General features: G+C 64.0%; 19 protein-coding genes. 9 read left to right on the top strand and 10 right to left on the bottom strand.

The window, feature by feature from the left end; translation table 11 throughout:
* Positions 1-93 precede the first annotated feature (93 nt).
* The 3 genes from BSG08_RS02315 to prfA form a co-directional block, all read right to left on the bottom strand.
* A complete protein-coding gene (locus BSG08_RS02315) occupies positions 94-681 on the bottom strand; it encodes a DUF4167 domain-containing protein (protein WP_093031347.1) in 588 nt (195 codons plus the stop codon).
* 225 nt (positions 682-906) lie between these two features.
* On the bottom strand, positions 907-1,743 hold the full coding sequence (prmC, locus tag BSG08_RS02310; RefSeq protein ID WP_093031345.1) for a peptide chain release factor N(5)-glutamine methyltransferase: 837 nt from the start codon (positions 1,741-1,743) through the stop codon (positions 907-909).
* Complete coding sequence (prfA, locus tag BSG08_RS02305) at positions 1,740-2,786, bottom strand: peptide chain release factor 1 (protein WP_093031343.1); 1,047 nt, start codon at positions 2,784-2,786, stop codon at positions 1,740-1,742. Before prfA ends, prmC begins: the two co-directional genes overlap by 4 nt.
* A gap of 66 nt (positions 2,787-2,852) precedes the next feature.
* On the opposite strand from prfA, the gene BSG08_RS02300 reads away from it, so the two are divergent.
* Entirely contained in the window at positions 2,853-3,140 is a 288-nt protein-coding gene (locus tag BSG08_RS02300; RefSeq protein ID WP_093031341.1) for a hypothetical protein, read from the top strand.
* On the opposite strand, the gene BSG08_RS02295 is transcribed toward BSG08_RS02300, so the two are convergent.
* The 3 genes from BSG08_RS02295 to BSG08_RS02285 are packed head-to-tail and all read right to left on the bottom strand — an operon-like array spanning position 3,075 to position 4,391.
* Positions 3,075-3,476 (bottom strand): DUF1499 domain-containing protein, encoded by a 402-nt coding sequence (locus BSG08_RS02295; RefSeq protein WP_093031339.1) that lies wholly within the window; start codon positions 3,474-3,476, stop codon positions 3,075-3,077. The genes BSG08_RS02300 and BSG08_RS02295 overlap by 66 nt on opposite strands.
* Positions 3,477-3,492: 16 nt before the next feature.
* Positions 3,493-3,888: a cell division protein ZapA gene (locus BSG08_RS02290; protein WP_093031337.1), complete on the bottom strand. Its 396-nt coding sequence runs from the start codon at positions 3,886-3,888 to the stop codon at positions 3,493-3,495.
* On the bottom strand, positions 3,888-4,391 hold the full coding sequence (locus BSG08_RS02285) for a hypothetical protein (protein ID WP_093031335.1): 504 nt from the start codon (positions 4,389-4,391) through the stop codon (positions 3,888-3,890). Before BSG08_RS02285 ends, BSG08_RS02290 begins: the two co-directional genes overlap by 1 nt.
* A 202-nt stretch (positions 4,392-4,593) precedes the next feature.
* On the opposite strand from BSG08_RS02285, the gene tkt reads away from it, so the two are divergent.
* On the top strand, positions 4,594-6,609 hold the full coding sequence (gene tkt / locus BSG08_RS02280) for a transketolase (protein ID WP_093031977.1): 2,016 nt from the start codon (positions 4,594-4,596) through the stop codon (positions 6,607-6,609).
* Between the two features lie 678 nt (positions 6,610-7,287).
* Here the strand turns inward: tkt and BSG08_RS02275 are convergent.
* Positions 7,288-8,250 (bottom strand): DUF808 domain-containing protein, encoded by a 963-nt coding sequence (locus tag BSG08_RS02275; protein WP_093031333.1) that lies wholly within the window; start codon positions 8,248-8,250, stop codon positions 7,288-7,290.
* Between the two features lie 201 nt (positions 8,251-8,451).
* Between BSG08_RS02275 and gap (BSG08_RS02270) the strand changes: the two genes are divergently transcribed.
* The 3 genes from gap (BSG08_RS02270) (at position 8,452) to gap (BSG08_RS02260) (ending at position 10,838) form a co-directional block, all read left to right on the top strand.
* Complete coding sequence (gap, locus tag BSG08_RS02270; RefSeq protein ID WP_093031331.1) at positions 8,452-9,450, top strand: type I glyceraldehyde-3-phosphate dehydrogenase; 999 nt, start codon at positions 8,452-8,454, stop codon at positions 9,448-9,450.
* Between the two features lie 75 nt (positions 9,451-9,525).
* Positions 9,526-9,669, top strand: a complete 144-nt coding sequence (locus tag BSG08_RS19400) for a hypothetical protein (protein WP_093031329.1) — start codon at positions 9,526-9,528, stop codon at positions 9,667-9,669.
* Between the two features lie 107 nt (positions 9,670-9,776).
* The gene (gene gap / locus BSG08_RS02260) at positions 9,777-10,838 is read left to right on the top strand and encodes a type I glyceraldehyde-3-phosphate dehydrogenase (protein WP_093031326.1); all 1,062 of its coding nucleotides are present in this window, start codon (positions 9,777-9,779) and stop codon (positions 10,836-10,838) included.
* Positions 10,839-10,848: 10 nt separating this feature from the next.
* Here the strand turns inward: gap (BSG08_RS02260) and coaD are convergent, their stop codons facing one another.
* The 3 genes from coaD to BSG08_RS02245 all read right to left on the bottom strand — a co-directional run bounded on the left by coaD (position 10,849) and on the right by BSG08_RS02245 (position 12,794).
* Positions 10,849-11,340 carry a pantetheine-phosphate adenylyltransferase gene (gene coaD, locus BSG08_RS02255; protein WP_093031323.1) on the bottom strand — a complete coding sequence of 164 codons (492 nt, stop codon included), beginning with the start codon at positions 11,338-11,340 and terminating at the stop codon, positions 10,849-10,851.
* A 62-nt stretch (positions 11,341-11,402) separates the two neighbouring features.
* On the bottom strand, positions 11,403-11,837 hold the full coding sequence (locus BSG08_RS02250) for a CBS domain-containing protein (protein WP_093031321.1): 435 nt from the start codon (positions 11,835-11,837) through the stop codon (positions 11,403-11,405).
* A gap of 60 nt (positions 11,838-11,897) precedes the next feature.
* Complete coding sequence (locus BSG08_RS02245; RefSeq protein WP_093031318.1) at positions 11,898-12,794, bottom strand: LysR family transcriptional regulator; 897 nt, start codon at positions 12,792-12,794, stop codon at positions 11,898-11,900.
* Between the two features lie 102 nt (positions 12,795-12,896).
* Here BSG08_RS02245 and BSG08_RS02240 point away from each other — a divergent pair, with 102 nt between their 5' ends.
* The 4 genes from BSG08_RS02240 (at position 12,897) to BSG08_RS02225 (ending at position 17,263) form a co-directional block, all read left to right on the top strand.
* On the top strand, positions 12,897-14,396 hold the full coding sequence (locus tag BSG08_RS02240) for a CoA-acylating methylmalonate-semialdehyde dehydrogenase (RefSeq protein WP_093031315.1): 1,500 nt from the start codon (positions 12,897-12,899) through the stop codon (positions 14,394-14,396).
* Between the two features lie 360 nt (positions 14,397-14,756).
* On the top strand, positions 14,757-15,314 hold the full coding sequence (locus BSG08_RS02235; protein ID WP_093031312.1) for a VPLPA-CTERM sorting domain-containing protein: 558 nt from the start codon (positions 14,757-14,759) through the stop codon (positions 15,312-15,314).
* 136 nt (positions 15,315-15,450) lie between these two features.
* The gene (locus tag BSG08_RS02230) at positions 15,451-16,581 is read left to right on the top strand and encodes a carboxylate-amine ligase (protein WP_093031310.1); all 1,131 of its coding nucleotides are present in this window, start codon (positions 15,451-15,453) and stop codon (positions 16,579-16,581) included.
* Between the two features lie 118 nt (positions 16,582-16,699).
* Positions 16,700-17,263 (top strand): L,D-transpeptidase, encoded by a 564-nt coding sequence (locus BSG08_RS02225; protein WP_425439256.1) that lies wholly within the window; start codon positions 16,700-16,702, stop codon positions 17,261-17,263.
* Positions 17,264-17,322 lie beyond the last annotated feature (59 nt).

Raw genomic sequence — 17,322 nt, 5'->3', positions numbered from 1 at the left:
TTTCATCATTCCAAAAATACTCGATCATCCCGGCCAGCAAAAAGGCGCGCGGCCAATGCGGCCCCGCGCCCTCTTCAACTCATACCGTGCGGTTTACTCCGCCGCCTCGGCAGGCCCGGACGGGGCGACCACAGGCTCTTCGGGCTGCACCTGCTCCTGCTGCGCCTCTGCCTTGGGGGGGCGTTTGGCGCGCGGTTTGCGCGGCGGCTTGAGCGGTGACGGCTCCTGGCTCTCTGGCGTCTCGACCAGACCGCTTCCGGTCTCGTCGCCGCTGTCGATCACATCGGGCTGCGGCGCGCGCGCCGGATCATGTCCGCCGCCACTCTCGCCCGAATCACGCTCGCGGTAGGGTTGTCGTTCGGGCCGCTCGCCACGGTCCCGCTCGCCCTGACGCTCGCGGTTCTGGCGCTCCTGCTCGTCGCGGCGGGCGTCCTGCTCTTTCTGGGCCTCGCCCAGCAGGCGCAGATAATGCTCGGCATGCTGCTGGAAATTCTCGGTCGCCACCCGGTCGCCCGACAGTTGCGCATCGCGCGCAAGCTGGTTGTATTTCTCGATGATCTGCTGCGGCGTGCCGCGCACCTTGCCTTCGGGGCCGGAACTGTCGAACACCCGGTTTACGACATTCCCGACCGAACGATTGCGGTTCGGCTTGTTCCGCTGACGTGACTTCGATGATCTCATATGGTGCTGTCCAGCCCTGTGCTCGAATGTTCGCTTGACCCGATTGGCGCCCCTTGCGCCGAATGTTGAAACGGGTCGGACATGTTCTGGCATGATATCAAGCGGGACCGCCCATCGGGCATCCTCCGTCTTGATACTACTCACTAAGCATGTGCCGCCCCGTCATACAAGAGCAAACCGGCATTTTTCCGCATTTCGCGCGGATTATGCCGGAAATGTGCTCATTCATCCGGGCCAGACCGCGCCAATCACCCTATCGCGCCCCTCCAGATCGGGCAGGATCGCGACCTGCGCGAATCCCTCCGCGTCGAACAGCGCGGCCACCGCCGCCCCCTGCCGCCAGCCGGTTTCCACCAGGATCCGACCGCCCGGACACAGACAGGCCCCCGCCTGACCGGCAATGACACGATAGGCCGCCAGACCGTCGCCCTCGTCGGTGAGCGCGGCGCGCGGATCATGCCCGCGCACCTCTTCGGCCAGCCCGGCCATTTCATCCGCCGCGATATAGGGCGGGTTCGACGCGATCAGATCGAACCGGCCCCGCACCGCCCCGAACCAGTCCGACACGATCAGATCAAGGCGCCCCGACACCCCGTGGCGCGCCGCGTTCCGCACCGCCACCTCCAGCGCCGCTGGCGATATGTCGCAGGCCACGCCCCGCGCGTCGGGCCATTCCGCCAGCAGCGTCACCGCGATGATCCCGCTGCCGGTGCCCAGATCCAGCAGGCGCTGCGGCACCGGCCCACCCAGCGCTGCGGCGATCAGGCATTCGGTCTCGGGGCGCGGATCGAGCACTTCGGGCGTCACCGCGAAATCGCGCCCCCAGAACGCGCGCCGCCCGATGATCCGCGATACCGGCGCGCGGTCCGCGCGCCGCGCGATCATCGCCTCGAACCGCGCCTGCACTTCCGGCGGCAGATCATCCGCCAGATGCAGCGTCAGCCGATCCCGCGTCACCGCCATCGCCTCGGCCAGCAGGATCCGCGCATCGCGCGAAGCGCCCTCGATCCCCGCAGCCTCCAGCGCGCGAACCGCCGCGCTCAGGGCGGCCTGCGCGCTCACGACATCTCCGCCAGCAGCGTGGCCTGCGCATCGGCGGTCAGCGCGTCGATCACCTCGTCCAGATCGCCGTTCATGACCTGATCCAGCTTGTAGAGCGTCAGGTTGATCCGGTGATCGGTCATGCGGCCCTGCGGGAAATTATAGGTGCGGATGCGCTCGGAACGATCCCCCGACCCGACTTGCGCCGCGCGATTGGCGCTGCGTTCGCTGTCCGCGCGCTGCCGCTCCAGATCAAAGAGCCGCGACCGCAGCACCTCCATCGCGATCTCGCGGTTGCGATGCTGCGATTTCTGGCTGCTCGTGACCACGATCCCGCTGGGGATATGGGTGATCCTGACCGCCGAATCGGTGGTGTTCACATGCTGACCGCCCGCGCCGGAACTGCGCATCGTGTCGATCCGCAGATCGCCCGGATCAATGCGGATGTCCACATCCTCCGCCTCGGGCAGCACCGCCACCGTCGCCGCCGAGGTGTGGATGCGCCCGCCGCTCTCGGTTTCGGGAACGCGCTGCACCCGGTGGACCCCCGATTCGAACTTGAGCCGGGCAAAGACCCCATCCCCCTTGATATGCGCGACCAGCTCGCGGATGCCGCCCAGGTCGCTCTCCTGCTCCTCGATCACGTCGAACGACCAGCCCCGGCCTTCGGCATAGCGCTGATACATCCGCATCAGGTCGGCGGCGAACAGCGCCGCTTCCTCTCCGCCGGTGCCGGGTCGTATCTCCAGAATCGCGGGCCGCGCATCCGCCGTGTCCCGCGGCAACAGCGCCAGTTGCAGAGCGTGTTCCATGCCGGGCAGGCGCGCCTCCAGCGACTCAAGCTCCTCTCGCGCCAGATCACGCATCTCGGGATCGCCCAGCATGGCGCGCGCGCTCTCGATATCCGCCAGCGCCTGACGATAGGCGCGGATCTCCTCGACCACGGGGCGCAGTTCGGCATATTCGCGCCCCAGCCGCGCGATATCGCCGCCGCCCTGCGTCATCTGCGCCTCGATATATTCGAAGCGCTGCGTGATCTGTTCCAGTCTGTCCAGCGGCACCATGGGAATGATCCTCTGTCGCATCCTTGTGTATTGGTCAAGAGCGCAGACCTGTGCTAACATCTGGCCATGAAACGATTGATCGCTCTTCTGATCCTTGCCGCGACGCCGGCGCTGCCTGATGGCACCATCGGCGGCAAGACGATAGACTGCTATTGCACCGACAAGAGCGGCGCGCGCGTCGAATTGGGCGAGATGACCTGCCTTCAGGTTGATGGCAAGATGTTCATGGCGCAATGCCAGATGTCGCTCAACGTGCCGATGTGGCGCAAGGTCTCGGACGGCTGCCTGTCATCCGGCCTGATCGAGACGCCGCAGCCAGCCGTCGATTCGGGCGGCGTTGACGCCCAGATCTGACGCGCCAAAGCGCAGACGGCCATAAATCTCCAGCCGCTCGCCCGCCTGCCGCACCGTGGTATAATCCGGAAAGCCAAAGACACGAGAGCGCGTGACATAGGTGACCATCCCGTCCTCGACCGAACCGGCCAGAACCGTCGTGCGCGGCGTGTCGCGGATGATCGCGTCTAACGCGGCCAGATCGCCCCTGACCCGCCGCATCGCCCCACTCTCGAGCGTCTGATCGCTGATCCCGTCCGGCAGGTCATGCCAGCGCGCCACATCAGACGGCGCGAGGCGGATATAGGCCAGCCCCGCCGCAATCAGCACAAGCAGGGCAAACCCGATCCATTTCATCGCATGACCTGCCCCGTCACCCGGCTCGCGTGCCGTCTACCGTTTCCGCCAGCGCCTCGGCGCGGGCCGCGATCTCGGCCAGTGTCTCGATGACCGGTTCGGGCACGACCGGCACTTCGATCCGCTGCGCCTCGGGCGCGGGTGCGTTGCGCAACTGCGCAAGCTCGGCCTCCTTTTCCGCCAGCCGATCCTCGGCCTCGCGCAGCCTGTCCTGCGCGCCTGCGGTCTTGTCCGCCAGCATCAGCCCCGCCATCAGCAACATCCGCGCCTCGGGGATGCGCCCGACCTGCGTGGTCAGCACCGTGGCCTCCTCGTCCAGCATTCTGGCCGCGGTGCGCAGGTAATGTTCCTCGCCCTCCTGACAAGCAACCTCGAACGACCTGCCCCCGATCTGAATCTCGACGTCCGGCATTATGCTTCCTCCGTTTCGTCCCGGGCATCCTCGGCCCTACCTGCCCCGGCAATTGCCTTGCCCAGCTCGGCAAGCACCGCATCGACCTCGCTGCGGTCGGCGGCGCGGGCGGCGCGCAGGCCTTCCAGTTCGATCATCATGGATTTGTTGATCAGATGCGGCTCGGCCACGCCGGCCTGATGCGCCTCGCGCAGCGCCTGATTGTTATCGCGCAACTGCTGGTTGGCCTGACGCAGCGCCTGCAGATCCCGGTCGAACCTGCCCAGCGTTTCCGAGTGCTCCTCCTGCAGGCGGGCTATCCTGGTCTCGCGCGCCGCGATCTTCTTGCGCAGCGCCCTCACCCGTTCCTCAAGCTGCGCATTGGCCAGCCGCTCTTCTTCGATCTGCGCCCGGAGGGCCTCAATCTCTCCTGTTCCAGCCCCGCCGGGCCGCGCCTCCAGCCCTTCGGCGATCCGGTCGAGGGCAACGGTGATCCGCGCCTGCAACTCGTCTATCTGGCTCATTTCCTCGGCCCTCGCTTGTCTTGCCCCATGCTGCCCCACGAATCGCATGGCGGGCGGGGTTTTTGCAAGTCTATCTAATGCGACCGGAAAATGCGCCCCCTTTGGCGCATATCGCAGGGGCATGGCAGACCCACGCTTGATCTTCTGGACCGGGCTGTTATGCAGCGCGCATCTGTTGCCATTTCCAAAGGATGCTGACCCCGTGGATATCGCCGCCCTGCGCTCTGCCAGTCCCGATCACTGGTCCAAGGCCACCGCCATCCGTGCGCTGACCCTCGATGCTGTCGCCGCCGCCAACTCCGGCCATTCCGGCATGCCGATGGGCATGGCCGATGTCGCGACGGTCCTGTTCGGGAAACACCTGAAATTCGATGCCGCCAATCCCGACTGGCCGGACCGCGACCGCTTCATCCTCTCGGCGGGACATGGCTCGATGCTGCTCTATTCGCTGCTCTACCTCACCGGGTATCAGGACATGACCCTGGGCGAGATCCGCAATTTCCGCCAGTGGGGCGCGAAAACCGCCGGGCACCCGGAATACGGCCACGCCAAGGGGATCGAGACCACCACCGGCCCGCTGGGTCAGGGCATCGCCAACGCCGTCGGCTTTGCCATGGCAGAGGAAATGCTTCGCGCCCGCTTTGGCGCCGGTCTGATGGATCACCACACCTATGTGATCGCCGGCGACGGCTGCCTGATGGAGGGCGTCAGCCAGGAGGCGATCGGCCTCGCCGGGCGGCACCAGCTTTCGCGCCTGATCGTGCTGTGGGACAACAACAACATCACCATCGACGGCAGGGTCGATCTGGCGGATCGCACCGATCAGGTGGCGCGCTTCCGCGCCTCGGGCTGGCATGTGCTGGAAATCGACGGTCACGATCCGGCGGCGATTGATGCAGCGCTGAGCGGGGCGAAAACCACCCGGCAGCCGACGATGATCGCCTGCAAGACGCATATCGCGCTCGGGCACGCGGCGCAGGACACCTCCAAGGGGCACGGCGCGCTGACCAATCCCGATCAGCTCATCGCGGCCAAGGAGGCCTATGGCTGGCCGCACGGCCCCTTCGAGATCCCGGCAGACGTGAAATCGGCATGGGAGGCCATCGGCAGGCGCGGCGCCGCCGATCACGCGGCCTGGACAGCCCGGCTGAGCGGGGCATCGTCCGCCCGCCAGGCCGAGATCGCCCGCATCTTCAGCCGCGATGTGCCAGCCAGACTCACCGCCCGCATTCGCGCCCTTAAAAAGCAGATCAGCGCCGAGGCTCCCAAGGTCGCAACCCGGCAATCCTCGGAAATGGTGCTGGAAATCGTCAACCCGATCATGCCCGAAACGGTGGGCGGCTCTGCCGATCTCACCGGCTCGAACAACACACGCTCGGGCGATATGACGGTGTTCGACGTGGACAACCGCAAGGGCCGTTACATTCATTACGGCATCCGCGAACATGGCATGGCGGCGGCAATGAACGGCATGGTGCTGCATGGCGGCATCCGGCCCTATGGCGGCACCTTCATGTGCTTCACCGATTACGCACGGCCCGCCATGCGTCTGGCGGCGCTGATGAAGATCCCCACCGTGTTCGTGATGACCCATGACAGCATCGGTCTGGGCGAGGACGGACCGACCCACCAGCCCATAGAGCATCTGGCGATCAGCCGCGCCACGCCCAACACCTGGGTGTTCCGCCCCTGCGACACGATCGAGACGGCAGAGGCATGGGAACTGGCGCTACAATCGAAACAGACGCCCTCGGTCCTGTCGCTGACCCGTCAGGGCCTGCCGACGCTGCGCCGAGAACACAAGGCCAGGAACCTGACCGCGCAGGGTGCCTATGTGCTGGCCGATGCGACAGGCAAGCGTCAGGCGATCCTGCTGGCCACCGGATCTGAGGTCGCCATCGCCATGGCCGCGCGCGATCTCCTGCAGGCCGAGGGCATCGGCACGCGCGTCGTTTCCATGCCCTGCTGGGAGCTGTTCGAGGAACAGGACGAGAGCTACCGCAAGCGCGTCCTGCCCGCGGGCCCGGTGCGCGTCGCGGTCGAGGCGGCGACCCGCTTTGGCTGGGATCGCTGGCTCTACGGCGAGCGCGGCAAACGTGAAAAGGGCGGCTTTGTCGGGATGCACGATTTCGGTGCCTCTGCCCCGGCGGACGTGCTCTACAAGGAGTTCGGCATCACCGCCGAGGCGGTGGCGGAAAAGGTGAAATCCCTGCTCTGAGACGGCCCGTCCCTGCAACAGATCCCCCCGCCCGCGCCCGACGCTTCTGGCAGGTGGCGGACAGGCGGGGGCACCGAATGTTCGGGCATCCGGGGACGAACGGGCAGGAGACAGGCGACGGATTTCTGGCGCATCATCCCCCTGCCCAAGGTGGCGGGGGCTATGACCACGCTCCGATGACATGTCATGGCCGGGATATGTTGGAGACCGGGGTTGAAACATCCGGGCCGGGGTTGCCGGACATTTCCGGCGCCGGGAGGCGGACGGGATTCAAAAGGCGGTTTCTGACGCGCCCTCTGCCGGGGACAGGGGGAAACATGACCCCTCCCCGATGACAGGGGCCAGAGCCAAAAGGTCCGGGCGGGATTCACCGAGTGCTCCGAAGCCTGAGGTCGAACGGGCAGGATTCAAGCGGCGGACGTCTGACGCGCCACCCCCTGCCGAAAGTGGCGGGGGTTATGACCTCTCCCGGATGACATGTCTTATATGACATGTCATGGCAGACAAGTGACAAAAGTCAGGGCCAAAAGGCCGGGGCAGGATATGCCGAAAGTTCCCGGATCCCGGAGGGAACAGACAGGACTCAGACGGCAAACGTCGGATGCACCTGCCGCTCACCGGGAAAGCAGGGGCTTTGTCAACAGTCTTAGCCCCCGCGCCCGGCACAGGGGTATCATGTCATGCGCCCGCCTGCAGCCGCAGCCAGAGCGGCTTGACGACCTTCACCCCCAGCGGAATGAGCAGCAGGCCAAGGGCAAATCCCATCATCCCGTCCAGCGCCGCCGTCACCGCCCAGTTCACCGCCGCCGCCCAGTCGCCCATACCTCCCGCCGCGCCTTCGGCAACGTGATGCACCCAATCATACAGAACCGGCCAGCCCATCTGATCCAGCGCATGCAGGATGATCGATCCGCCGACCCAGATCATCGCCGCCGTGCCCACCACCATGAGCCCCGTCATCATCCCCGGCATGGCTTGAACGATCCCGCGACCAACGGCGCGCGTGACGACCAGACGCCCCGACTGCGCCATGTATAGCCCGATGTCATCGGCCTTCACGATCAGCGCGACGGCACCGTAGACCAGCACGGTTATCCCGATCGCCACCACCGCCAGCGTCGCCGCCTCCATCCAGATATTGCTCTGCGGAATCTCCGACAGCGCAATCGTCATGATCTCGGCCGAGAGAATGAAATCCGTCTTGATCGCCCCGGCGACCTTGGTTTCCTCCAGATGGGCGGCATCGCCCTCGGCATGGCTGCCGTCAGGCCCGCCACGCCCCTTGCCCGCGCCCAGCGCATGCGCCACCTTCTCGGCGCCCTCATAGCACAGATAGGCACCGCCAAGAATCAGCAGCGGCGGTATCAACCATGGCGCAAAGGACGACAGCAACAGCCCCGCAGGCAACAGAAACAACAGCTTGTTGATCAGAGACCCCCGCGCGATCCGCCAGACGATCGGCAATTCGCGTGCCGGGGAAAACCCCCGCACATATTTGGGCGAGACCGCCGCATCGTCGATCACCGCCCCCGCCGCCTTGGATCCCGCCTTGACCGCCTGCCCAGCCACATCGTCAATCGAGGCCGCCGCCACTTTCGCCAGGCTGGCCACATCGTCCAGCAGCGCCATCAAGCCGCTCATCTGTCACCTCATGGAATCGCCGCATCGCGGGCATAGGGAAGACGTTAGCGCAACCATGTCAACCCGCCATTCACAGCCCGGAGGTTTGCGATAACGGTTATCGCTAACATTATGAAAAATCACTCAAAAACCACATTTTTACCTTTCCGCAACCGACCCTCCCGGCTATATCGGCAGCAATTCACGTAGCAGGAGCACCCCATGACCATCTCCGTCGGCATCAATGGTTTTGGCCGCATCGGTCGCGCCACCCTCGCCCATATTTCCGAGAGTCTGCGCAATGATATCAATGTGGTCAAGGTCAACGCCACCGGCCCGATCGAGACCGCGGCGCATCTGATGCGCTACGACAGCGTGCATGGCCGCTTTGGCCATCCCATCGTGGTCGAGGGCAAGACGATGGACCTGGGGCGCGGCCCGATCGAGATGTTCTCGACCTACGACATGAACGAACTGGACTGGGACGGCGTCGATGTGGTGCTCGAATGCACCGGCAATTTCAATGACGGGCACAAATCGCGCACCCACCTGGAACGCGGCGCGCGCAAGGTGCTGATCTCTGCCCCGGCCAGGAATGTTGACAGAACGATTGTCTACGGCGTCAACCACGAAACGCTGCGCGCCGACGAACGGATGATCTCGAACGGATCCTGCACCACCAACTGCCTTGCGCCGCTTGCCAAGGTGCTCAACGACGGTATCGGCATCGAGAGCGGCATCATGACCACGATCCACGCCTACACCGGCGATCAGCCAACGCTGGACCGCCGCCATGACGATCTCTACCGCGCCCGCGCTGCGGCGATGTCGATGATCCCCACCTCGACCGGTGCAGCCAAGGCGCTGGGCGAGGTGCTGCCGGAACTGGCGGGCCGTCTTGACGGATCGGCGATCCGCGTGCCCACGCCCAACGTCTCGGCGGTCGATCTGACCTTTGTGGCGCAAAAGGACGTGACCAAGGCGGATGTCAACGAGGTCGTCGCCGCCGCCGCCGCAGGCCCGATGAAGGGCATCCTCGGCTATGATCCCGAACCCAAGGTCAGCATCGACTTCAACCACACCGAAGAAAGCTCGATCTTCGCGCCCGATCTGACCAAGGTCATCGGCAAGCGCCTGGTGCGGGTGCTGGCCTGGTATGACAACGAATGGGGATTTTCCTGCCGCATGGCAGATGTCGCCGTCACCATGGGCCGACTTTAGGAACACGCAGTCTCTTGCACAGCATGGTCCCGTCGGGCATACCCGGCGGGACTTTGGTTTCGGATGCAACAGACCATGAGCAATCGGATCGCAATCATCTTGGGGGCAACCTTGTTTGTGCTCATCGGGGCCGACATTACCATGAACGAGAGCGCGGGACTGGTCTTTGCCGGGCGTAAACTGGTCGATCTGATCGAATACCTTGCATTCTGGCGCTGATCCGCGCCGCCATTCACCAAATCGTCAAACCCCGCGCATTGACTATTTACGAAATTCGTTTATTTTCGCTAAGGATGTTAGCGCTAACAAATCATGTGGAGACTCCCATGACCCTCAAAATCGCCATAAACGGATTTGGCCGTATCGGCCGCAACGTGTTGCGCGCCGTCATCGAATCGGGGCGCCGCGATCTTGAAATCATAGCAATCAACGATCTCGGCCCCGTCGAGACCAATGCCCACCTGCTCGAATTCGACAGCATCCACGGGCGTTTTCCGAATCGTATCACCACCACGGCGGACACGATTGACGCCGGTCGCGGGCCGATCCGCGTGACCGCCGTCCGCGAACCCGAGGCCCTGCCCTGGAGCGACATCGACATCGTTCTGGAATGTACCGGCATCTTCACCGACCGCGACGCGGCGGCACGCCATCTGGAGAACGGTGCGAAGCGCGTGCTGGTCTCGGCCCCGTCCAAGGGCGCGGACCGCACCGTGGTCTATGGCGTCAATCATGCCGATCTGACACCGCAGGACGTGATCGTCTCGAACGCCTCCTGCACCACCAACTGCCTCGCCCCCGTAGCCAAGGTACTGCATGAGACCATCGGCATCACCCGCGGCTTCATGACCACGGTTCACAGCTATACCGGCGATCAGCCCACGCTCGACACGATGCACAAGGATCTCTACCGCGCCCGCGCCGCGGGCCTCAACATCATCCCCACCACGACCGGCGCTGCGCGCGCCGTGGGGCTGGTGCTGCCCGATCTCAACGGGCGGCTTGACGGGACAGCGATCCGCGTGCCCACCCCGAATGTCAGCGTCGTCGACCTGACATTCGAGGCCGCCCGCCCCACCACCGTTGACGAAATAAACGACGCCATCGCCGGGGGCGCCGCCGGTCCGCTCAAGGGCGTGCTCGATATCACCGGCCGCGAACTGGTCTCGTCGGATTTCAACCACAACCCGCACAGCTCGATCTTTGCCACCGATCAGACCCGGGTGATGGACGGCACGCTTTGCCGCGTGCTGGCCTGGTATGACAACGAATGGGGCTTTTCCAACCGCATGGCCGATGTCGCCGTGGAAATCGGCAGGACGCTGACCGCGCGCAGCGCCTCGGGTGGGACCGACAGCCGCCCGACCCGCGCCGCAGAAACCGTCTGAACGCGCCGCGTCAGCGGAATTTTGCGAGCAGCGCCTGTTTCACCGACGGGGTAACGAATTTCGTCACATCGCCGCCGAGGCGGGCGATCTCCTTGACCAGTTTCGAGGCGATCGCCTGATGACTGGCGTCGGCCATCAGAAACACCGTCTCGACCGAATTGTCGAGCGCGCGGTTCATACCGACCATCTGGAATTCATATTCGAAATCCGCCACCGCCCGAAGACCGCGCACGATCAGCTGCGCGCCCACATCATGAGCGCAATTGATCAGCAGGTTTTCAAACGGATGCACCACCATCTCGGTGCCGGTCTGCGCGCTCAGCTTGGCGGCCTCTGCCTCGATCATCGCCACACGTTCGTCAAGGTTGAACAACGGCCCCTTGTCGCGGTTGATCGCAACCCCGATCACCAGCCGGTCAACCAGCACCGCCGCGCGCCGGATGATGTCGATATGGCCCAGCGTGATAGGATCGAACGTGCCGGGATAGAGGGCTATGCGCATCGGGCCGCTCCGCTATTGCAATTGCCCGCCACGCAACAATAGTGCGCGCCGGAATGCAAGACCTAGTAGCCCATGATCATCCCTTCGAGGGCGCTCTTCTCCATCGACAATTCTTCCAGACGCGCCTTGACCACATCGCCGATGGTGACAATCCCCACCAGCTTGCCATCTTCGACCACCGGCATATGGCGGAACCGGCCCTCGGTCATCCGCGCCAGCACCGCATCCGAGGTATCCTGCCGGGTGCAGCAGACCGGATTGCGGGTCATCAGTTCGCTCACCCGCTCGGTCATGCAACTGATCCCGCGCACCGCCAGACTGCGCACGATGTCCCGTTCGGAGAAAATGCCGTCCGCCGTTTCACCGTCCTTTGACACCACGACGCCACCGATCCGGCGTTCGGCAAGGATCTGCGCGGCCTCCGAGACGAGCGTTTGAGGCGTGACGGTGATCACACCGCTGTCGCCCTTCGATTTCAGAATCTGCTGCACCAGCATGGCCCGATCCTCCGAAATAAAAAGCCCCTCAAATGACCGTGATCCATAATAAATTTTGTGTCAAGCCTGCGCCTCCAGCCGCGCCACTTCCTGCCGCAACCCCTCGTTCAACGCGGTCGCAAAGCGGTTCTGCCGTTCCAGCCGCCGGTCATCGGCATGGCGCACCAGGTAAAAGCTGCGGGTCAGCGAAAACACATCCGCCAGCACCCTTTGCACCCCCCGCGCCCAGGGCAGCGAGAAATCGTGCAGCACACCGATGCCGCCGCCCTGCCGTACCCAGTTGAGCTGCACCGAGACGGAATTAGACGCGAGACTGACCCGCTCTACCCCCGCCTCGCTCAGGTAATCCAGTTCCTTGTCAAAGATCATGTCCTGAATATAGCCCACCATCCGATGCCCGCGCAGATCGGCAAGACTCTCTATCGGCGCATGGTGGCGCAGATACCCTGCCGACGCCGCCAGATGCAGCCGGTAATCGGTGATCTTCTGCACCGTCAGCCGCCCGGCGGTGGGCGGGCTGACGGCGATCACCATATCCGCCTCGCGCCGGGTCAGGTTGAACACGCGCGGCAGCGCCACGATCTGAATCTCCAGATCCGGGTTGTCCACGCCGATTGCCGCGCAGACCTGCGGCAGCAGGAAATTCGCGCAGCCATCCGGCGCGCCGATGCGGATCTGCCCAGCAATGCCGCCCGCCTGCCCCGCCATTTCGTCGGCGGCATCCTCCATCGCCTGCTCGGCGCGCATCGCATGCCCCATCAGCCTTTGCCCGGCCTCGCTCAGCGCATAGCCGGTGGGCGATTTGGCGAACAGCGGCGCGCCGGTCTCTTCCTCCAGCCGCGCGATGCGGCGGCCCACGGTGGCCGGATCAATCCGCAGGACACGCCCCGCGCCCGACAGGCTCTCGGACCGCGCCACGGCCAGGAAAATGCGGATGTCGTCCCAATGTGGCTGCATCGCGGCCCCCTTTGCAAAAATGCAAATTCCTTTTGGAACATTGCCTCTTTTCGCCTGAGTTTTGCAAGACTACCCTGTCGCCAACCCATAGGAGGATCTCAGATGCAAGAGCTGACCCATTACATCAACGGCCAACATGTCAAAGGCACGTCCGGCCGTTTCTTGGACGTCTTCAACCCCGCCACCGGCGAAGTGCAGGCCAGATGCCCGCTGGCCAGCGCGGAAGAGCTGGATCAGGCGGTGCGTGCCGCTGCCGCCGCACAGCCCGCCTGGGGCGCCACCAACCCGCAGCGCCGCGCGCGGGTGATGATGGAATTCGTCCGCCTGCTCAACCGCGACATGGACAAACTCGCCGAGGCGCTGAGCCGCGAACACGGCAAGACCCTGCCCGACGCCAAAGGCGATGTGCAGCGCGGGCTGGAGGTGGTGGAATACTGCATCGGCGCGCCGCAGATGCTCAAGGGCGAGTTCACCGACAGCGCCGGTCCGGGCATCGACATGTATTCCATGCGCCAGCCGCTTGGCGTGACGGCGGGCATCACCCCCTTCAACTTTCCGGCCATGATCCCGATGTGGATGTTCGCCCCCGCCTTGGCCTGCGGCAACGCCTTCATCCTCAAACCGTCAGAACGCGACCCCTCGGTGCCCCTCATGCTGGCCGAACTGATGGAAGAGGCGGGGCTGCCCAAGGGCCTGCTGCAGGTCGTCAACGGCGACAAGGTGGCGGTGGATGCCATCCTCGACCACGACGTGATCCAGTCCATCGGCTTTGTCGGCTCGACCCCGATCGCGCAATATATCTATGGCCGCGGCTGCTCCAATGGCAAGCGCGTGCAGTGCTTTGGCGGCGCCAAGAACCACATGATCGTCATGCCCGACGCCGACATGGATCAGGCCGCCGACGCCCTCATCGGCGCAGGCTACGGCGCGGCGGGCGAACGCTGCATGGCGATCTCGGTGGCCGTGCCGGTGGGCGACGAGACCGCCGATCGCCTGATCGACAAACTCGTCCCGCGCATCGAAAAGCTCAAGGTCGGCCCCTATACCGCAGGCAATGACGTGGATTACGGCCCCGTCGTGACCGGCGAGGCGAAAAAGCGCATCCTCGGCCTGATCGAATCCGGCATCGCGCAGGGCGCGGATCTGGTCGTCGATGGCCGCGACTTCAAATTGCAGGGCTACGAGGATGGTTTCTTTGTCGGCCCTCACCTCTTTGACCGCGTGACGCCGGATATGGACATCTACCGTCAGGAAATCTTTGGCCCCGTGCTCTCGACCGTGCGCGCAGGCAGCTACAAAGAGGCGCTGAAACTGGCGATGGACCACGAATACGGCAACGGCACCGCGATCTTTACCCGCGACGGCGACGCGGCGCGCGATTTCGCCGCCCGCATCAACATCGGCATGGTCGGCATCAACGTGCCCATCCCCGTGCCGCTGGCCTATCACACCTTTGGCGGCTGGAAGAAATCCGGCTTTGGCGACCTTAACCAGCACGGGCCCGATGCGTTCAAATTCTACACCCGCACAAAGACCGTCACCGCCCGCTGGCCGTCGGGCATCAAGGAAGGCGGCGAATTCAACTTCAAGGCGATGGACTGAACCGCGCACGCGAAAGGGGCGGCCTCGCCCAGAGGACGCCCCTGGCATTTCCGCCGAATCAAGCCAGCGACCGGACAACAGCCCCGAATCCCGTTGACCTTATCGACAGGGATTTCATGATTTTAGATGCCTTCGGAAACAATGCCACCTGATTTCGGTCTTTGTTGCGCCGGAATGGCATCAACGCATTTCTCAACAAAACTTGCACAATCATGGGCTGCAAAATGAATATCGGCAAGCGAAAACATTACCGGAATTTGCCAGAATGTGTCATTACTATGGCCAATGTGCGGTGATTCCTTTGCAGGATTACCTTGTTGCGGCCCGGCGACAGCCGAACCATTAAAACGGTAGATTATTATGAAAATGCGTAACCTTCTTGTTCTAGCCGTATTGGCCACTGCCGGGACTACCGGCGCAAAGGCCGCCACCCTCAATTTCTTCAACTCCGTCGATCCGGACACGACCCTGCGCTTTACCGTGGAATGTTCCCTGGGCTGCGAAGGTGCCTTGTTCGATGGGGTGCCCACGACGTGGAGCACGGAAAAGGGTTCTCTCATCACCTTCCCGACCGGCGCCGACACGCTGACCACCTTGAACACACTGACCGGCGAAAACTTTACCAGTGAAACCGAAACCGATCGTGGCGGCGTGGATACGGCCACGTTCACCTCCTCGGCCAAATACATCGCCTTCAAGATCGGCGGCGGGCTTGAGGATAGCTGGGCGGTCATCAGGAACCTCTTTGAGAACAACGTGTTTACCTTCACCAAGGAAGCACCGAGAAGCGGTTTCAGCAACACCCGCGAATATCAGTACGGCAGCGTCACACCCATCCCGCTGCCCGCAGCCGGCTGGCTGATGCTTGCCGGTATCGGTGGCCTCGCTCTCCTGCGCCGCCGGAAACGCGCAGCCTGAGCGCATCTGATCCTCTGACAAGCGAAAGGGTGGCCCAAAAGCCGCCCTTTCGTCATTCTGACAGACCGTCAAAGCCTTGTCCGATGTCGCCGCATGGTGTTTCCTGAGCGGCAGGGCTGCGCAAGGGACGTGAGGAATGGAACCACCACCCGAATTCACCATCGGCATCGAAGAGGAATATCTGCTCGTCGATCTCGACAGCCTGGCGCTGGCCAACGCCCCCGAGGCGCTGATGACCGCCTGCCAGCAGGATTTGCAGGATCAGGTCAGCCCCGAATTCCTCAACTGCCAGATCGAGATCGGCACCTGTGTCTGCCGCACCGTGGCCGAGGCGCGCGACGACCTCAGACGCCTGCGCAGCACCGTGGCCAGACACGCAAAGGCGCATAACCTCGCCCCCATCGCCGCCTCCTGCCACCCGTTTTCCGACTGGCGCAGCCAGACCCATACCGACAAGGAGCGATACAATCACCTCCAGCACGATCTGGCGGGCGTCGTGCGGCGGATGCTGATCTGCGGGATGCATGTGCATGTCGGCATCGGCCTGCCGGACCGGCGGGTCGACCTGATGAACCAGCTTGGCTACTTCCTGCCGCATATGCTGGCGCTCAGCTGTTCCTCGCCGTTCTGGCAGGGACAGGATACCGGCCTTGCCTGCTATCGCCTTACGGTGTTCGACAACCTGCCACGCACCGGCCCGCCGCCCCGGATGGAAAGCTTTGGCGAATTCGAACGCTCTGTCGCGGCCCTGGTCGATCTGGGGGTAATCGAGGATGCCTCGAAAATCTGGTGGGACCTGCGCCCCTCATCGAAATTTCCCACGCTGGAATCGCGCATCTGCGATGTGCAGCCCCGGCTCGAGCACGCGCTGACGCTCGCGGCGCTGACCCAGACGCTGACCCGCATGCTCTGGCGGCTGGCGGTCAGGAACCAGCGCTGGCGTATCTATGACAGCTTTCTGGTCTCCGAGAACCGCTGGCGCGCGCAGCGTTACGGCACCACCGAGGGGCTGATCGACTTTGGCCGGGGCGAGATCGTTCCGATGGCCGATCTGGCCGAAGAGATCATCGAACTGGTCGCAGAGGATGCGGCGGTTCTTGACTCCCTCGCCGAAGTGGAGAACATCCGCGACATCCTGCGCCACGGCACCAGCGCCGAACGCCAGCGTGCCGCCTTTGCCGCCGCCCGCGACACAGGCCAGACCGAGGCCGAGGCGCTGCAATCGGTCGTCCGCCACCTGATCGAGGAATATCATGCCGATCTCTGAATCCGCCGCGATGACAATTCCGTGAGGCCCCTGCGCAATTTGACGCGCCCCCCTCACACCGAGCCCAGTTTTTTGCTATATGCACCATAATACAATCCTGACGAGAGGACCGAGCACAGTGAAACCCAGCCTACTGACCCGACGCCACGCGCTTGTCACCGGACTTGCCGCTCTCACAATACCCGCCATCGCCCGCGCCGAGGAACGCCCCGGCGAAGCCGTGCGCCGCAACGCCTCGGCCTTTGTCACGCGCCACTGGCGGGATCATTTCGACAGCCTGGGCAAGGGCTGCATGGTGGCCGATATCGACAGCCGCGCGCTGCATTACTGGGGACCGGACGAAAGCTATGCGCTCTATCCCTCATCGGTCCCGATGAGCGAGGAACTGACCCGCCGCGGCTATACCGAGGTGGTGCGCAAGAAGGTCGGCCCCGACTGGACGCCAACCCAGTCCATGCGCGAACGCGATCCCTCGCTGCCCGCCTATATGCCGCCGGGGCCGGGCAATCCGCTTGGCACCCATGCACTCTATCTCAGCTGGCCCGCCTACCTGGTGCATGGCACCCATGACACCCGCAAGATCGGGCGTCAGTCGTCATCGGGCTGCATCGGCCTCTACAACCAGCACATCGAAGAGCTGTTTGCCAAGGTTGCGGTCGGCACGCAGGTGCTTCTGCTCTGACCTGTTCCGGCATCCCCCATCCAACACCCCGAAGCACCGTTTCGGGGTGTTTCTGTTTC

The organism is Roseovarius azorensis, from assembly GCF_900109455.1.
Taxonomy (GTDB): domain Bacteria; phylum Pseudomonadota; class Alphaproteobacteria; order Rhodobacterales; family Rhodobacteraceae; genus Roseovarius; species Roseovarius azorensis.
The sequence above is the reverse complement of the archived record's forward strand: the minus strand, read 5'-3'. Positions and strand labels throughout refer to the sequence as shown.

Coding starts and splice junctions, on each gene's coding strand:
- BSG08_RS02250 (WP_093031321.1), bottom strand. CDS start 11,837: ATGCTGGTGCAGCAGATTCTGAAATCGAAGGGCGACAGCGGTGTGATC.
- gap (WP_093031331.1), top strand. CDS start 8,452: ATGACCATCTCCGTCGGCATCAATGGTTTTGGCCGCATCGGTCGCGCC.
- BSG08_RS02245 (WP_093031318.1), bottom strand. CDS start 12,794: ATGCAGCCACATTGGGACGACATCCGCATTTTCCTGGCCGTGGCGCGG.
- coaD (WP_093031323.1), bottom strand. CDS start 11,340: ATGCGCATAGCCCTCTATCCCGGCACGTTCGATCCTATCACGCTGGGC.
- BSG08_RS02315 (WP_093031347.1), bottom strand. CDS start 681: ATGAGATCATCGAAGTCACGTCAGCGGAACAAGCCGAACCGCAATCGT.
- BSG08_RS02300 (WP_093031341.1), top strand. CDS start 2,853: ATGAAACGATTGATCGCTCTTCTGATCCTTGCCGCGACGCCGGCGCTG.
- prfA (WP_093031343.1), bottom strand. CDS start 2,786: ATGGTGCCGCTGGACAGACTGGAACAGATCACGCAGCGCTTCGAATAT.
- BSG08_RS02285 (WP_093031335.1), bottom strand. CDS start 4,391: ATGAGCCAGATAGACGAGTTGCAGGCGCGGATCACCGTTGCCCTCGAC.
- BSG08_RS02290 (WP_093031337.1), bottom strand. CDS start 3,888: ATGCCGGACGTCGAGATTCAGATCGGGGGCAGGTCGTTCGAGGTTGCT.
- BSG08_RS19400 (WP_093031329.1), top strand. CDS start 9,526: ATGAGCAATCGGATCGCAATCATCTTGGGGGCAACCTTGTTTGTGCTC.
- gap (WP_093031326.1), top strand. CDS start 9,777: ATGACCCTCAAAATCGCCATAAACGGATTTGGCCGTATCGGCCGCAAC.
- BSG08_RS02295 (WP_093031339.1), bottom strand. CDS start 3,476: ATGAAATGGATCGGGTTTGCCCTGCTTGTGCTGATTGCGGCGGGGCTG.
- BSG08_RS02230 (WP_093031310.1), top strand. CDS start 15,451: ATGGAACCACCACCCGAATTCACCATCGGCATCGAAGAGGAATATCTG.
- BSG08_RS02275 (WP_093031333.1), bottom strand. CDS start 8,250: ATGAGCGGCTTGATGGCGCTGCTGGACGATGTGGCCAGCCTGGCGAAA.
- BSG08_RS02235 (WP_093031312.1), top strand. CDS start 14,757: ATGAAAATGCGTAACCTTCTTGTTCTAGCCGTATTGGCCACTGCCGGG.
- BSG08_RS02240 (WP_093031315.1), top strand. CDS start 12,897: ATGCAAGAGCTGACCCATTACATCAACGGCCAACATGTCAAAGGCACG.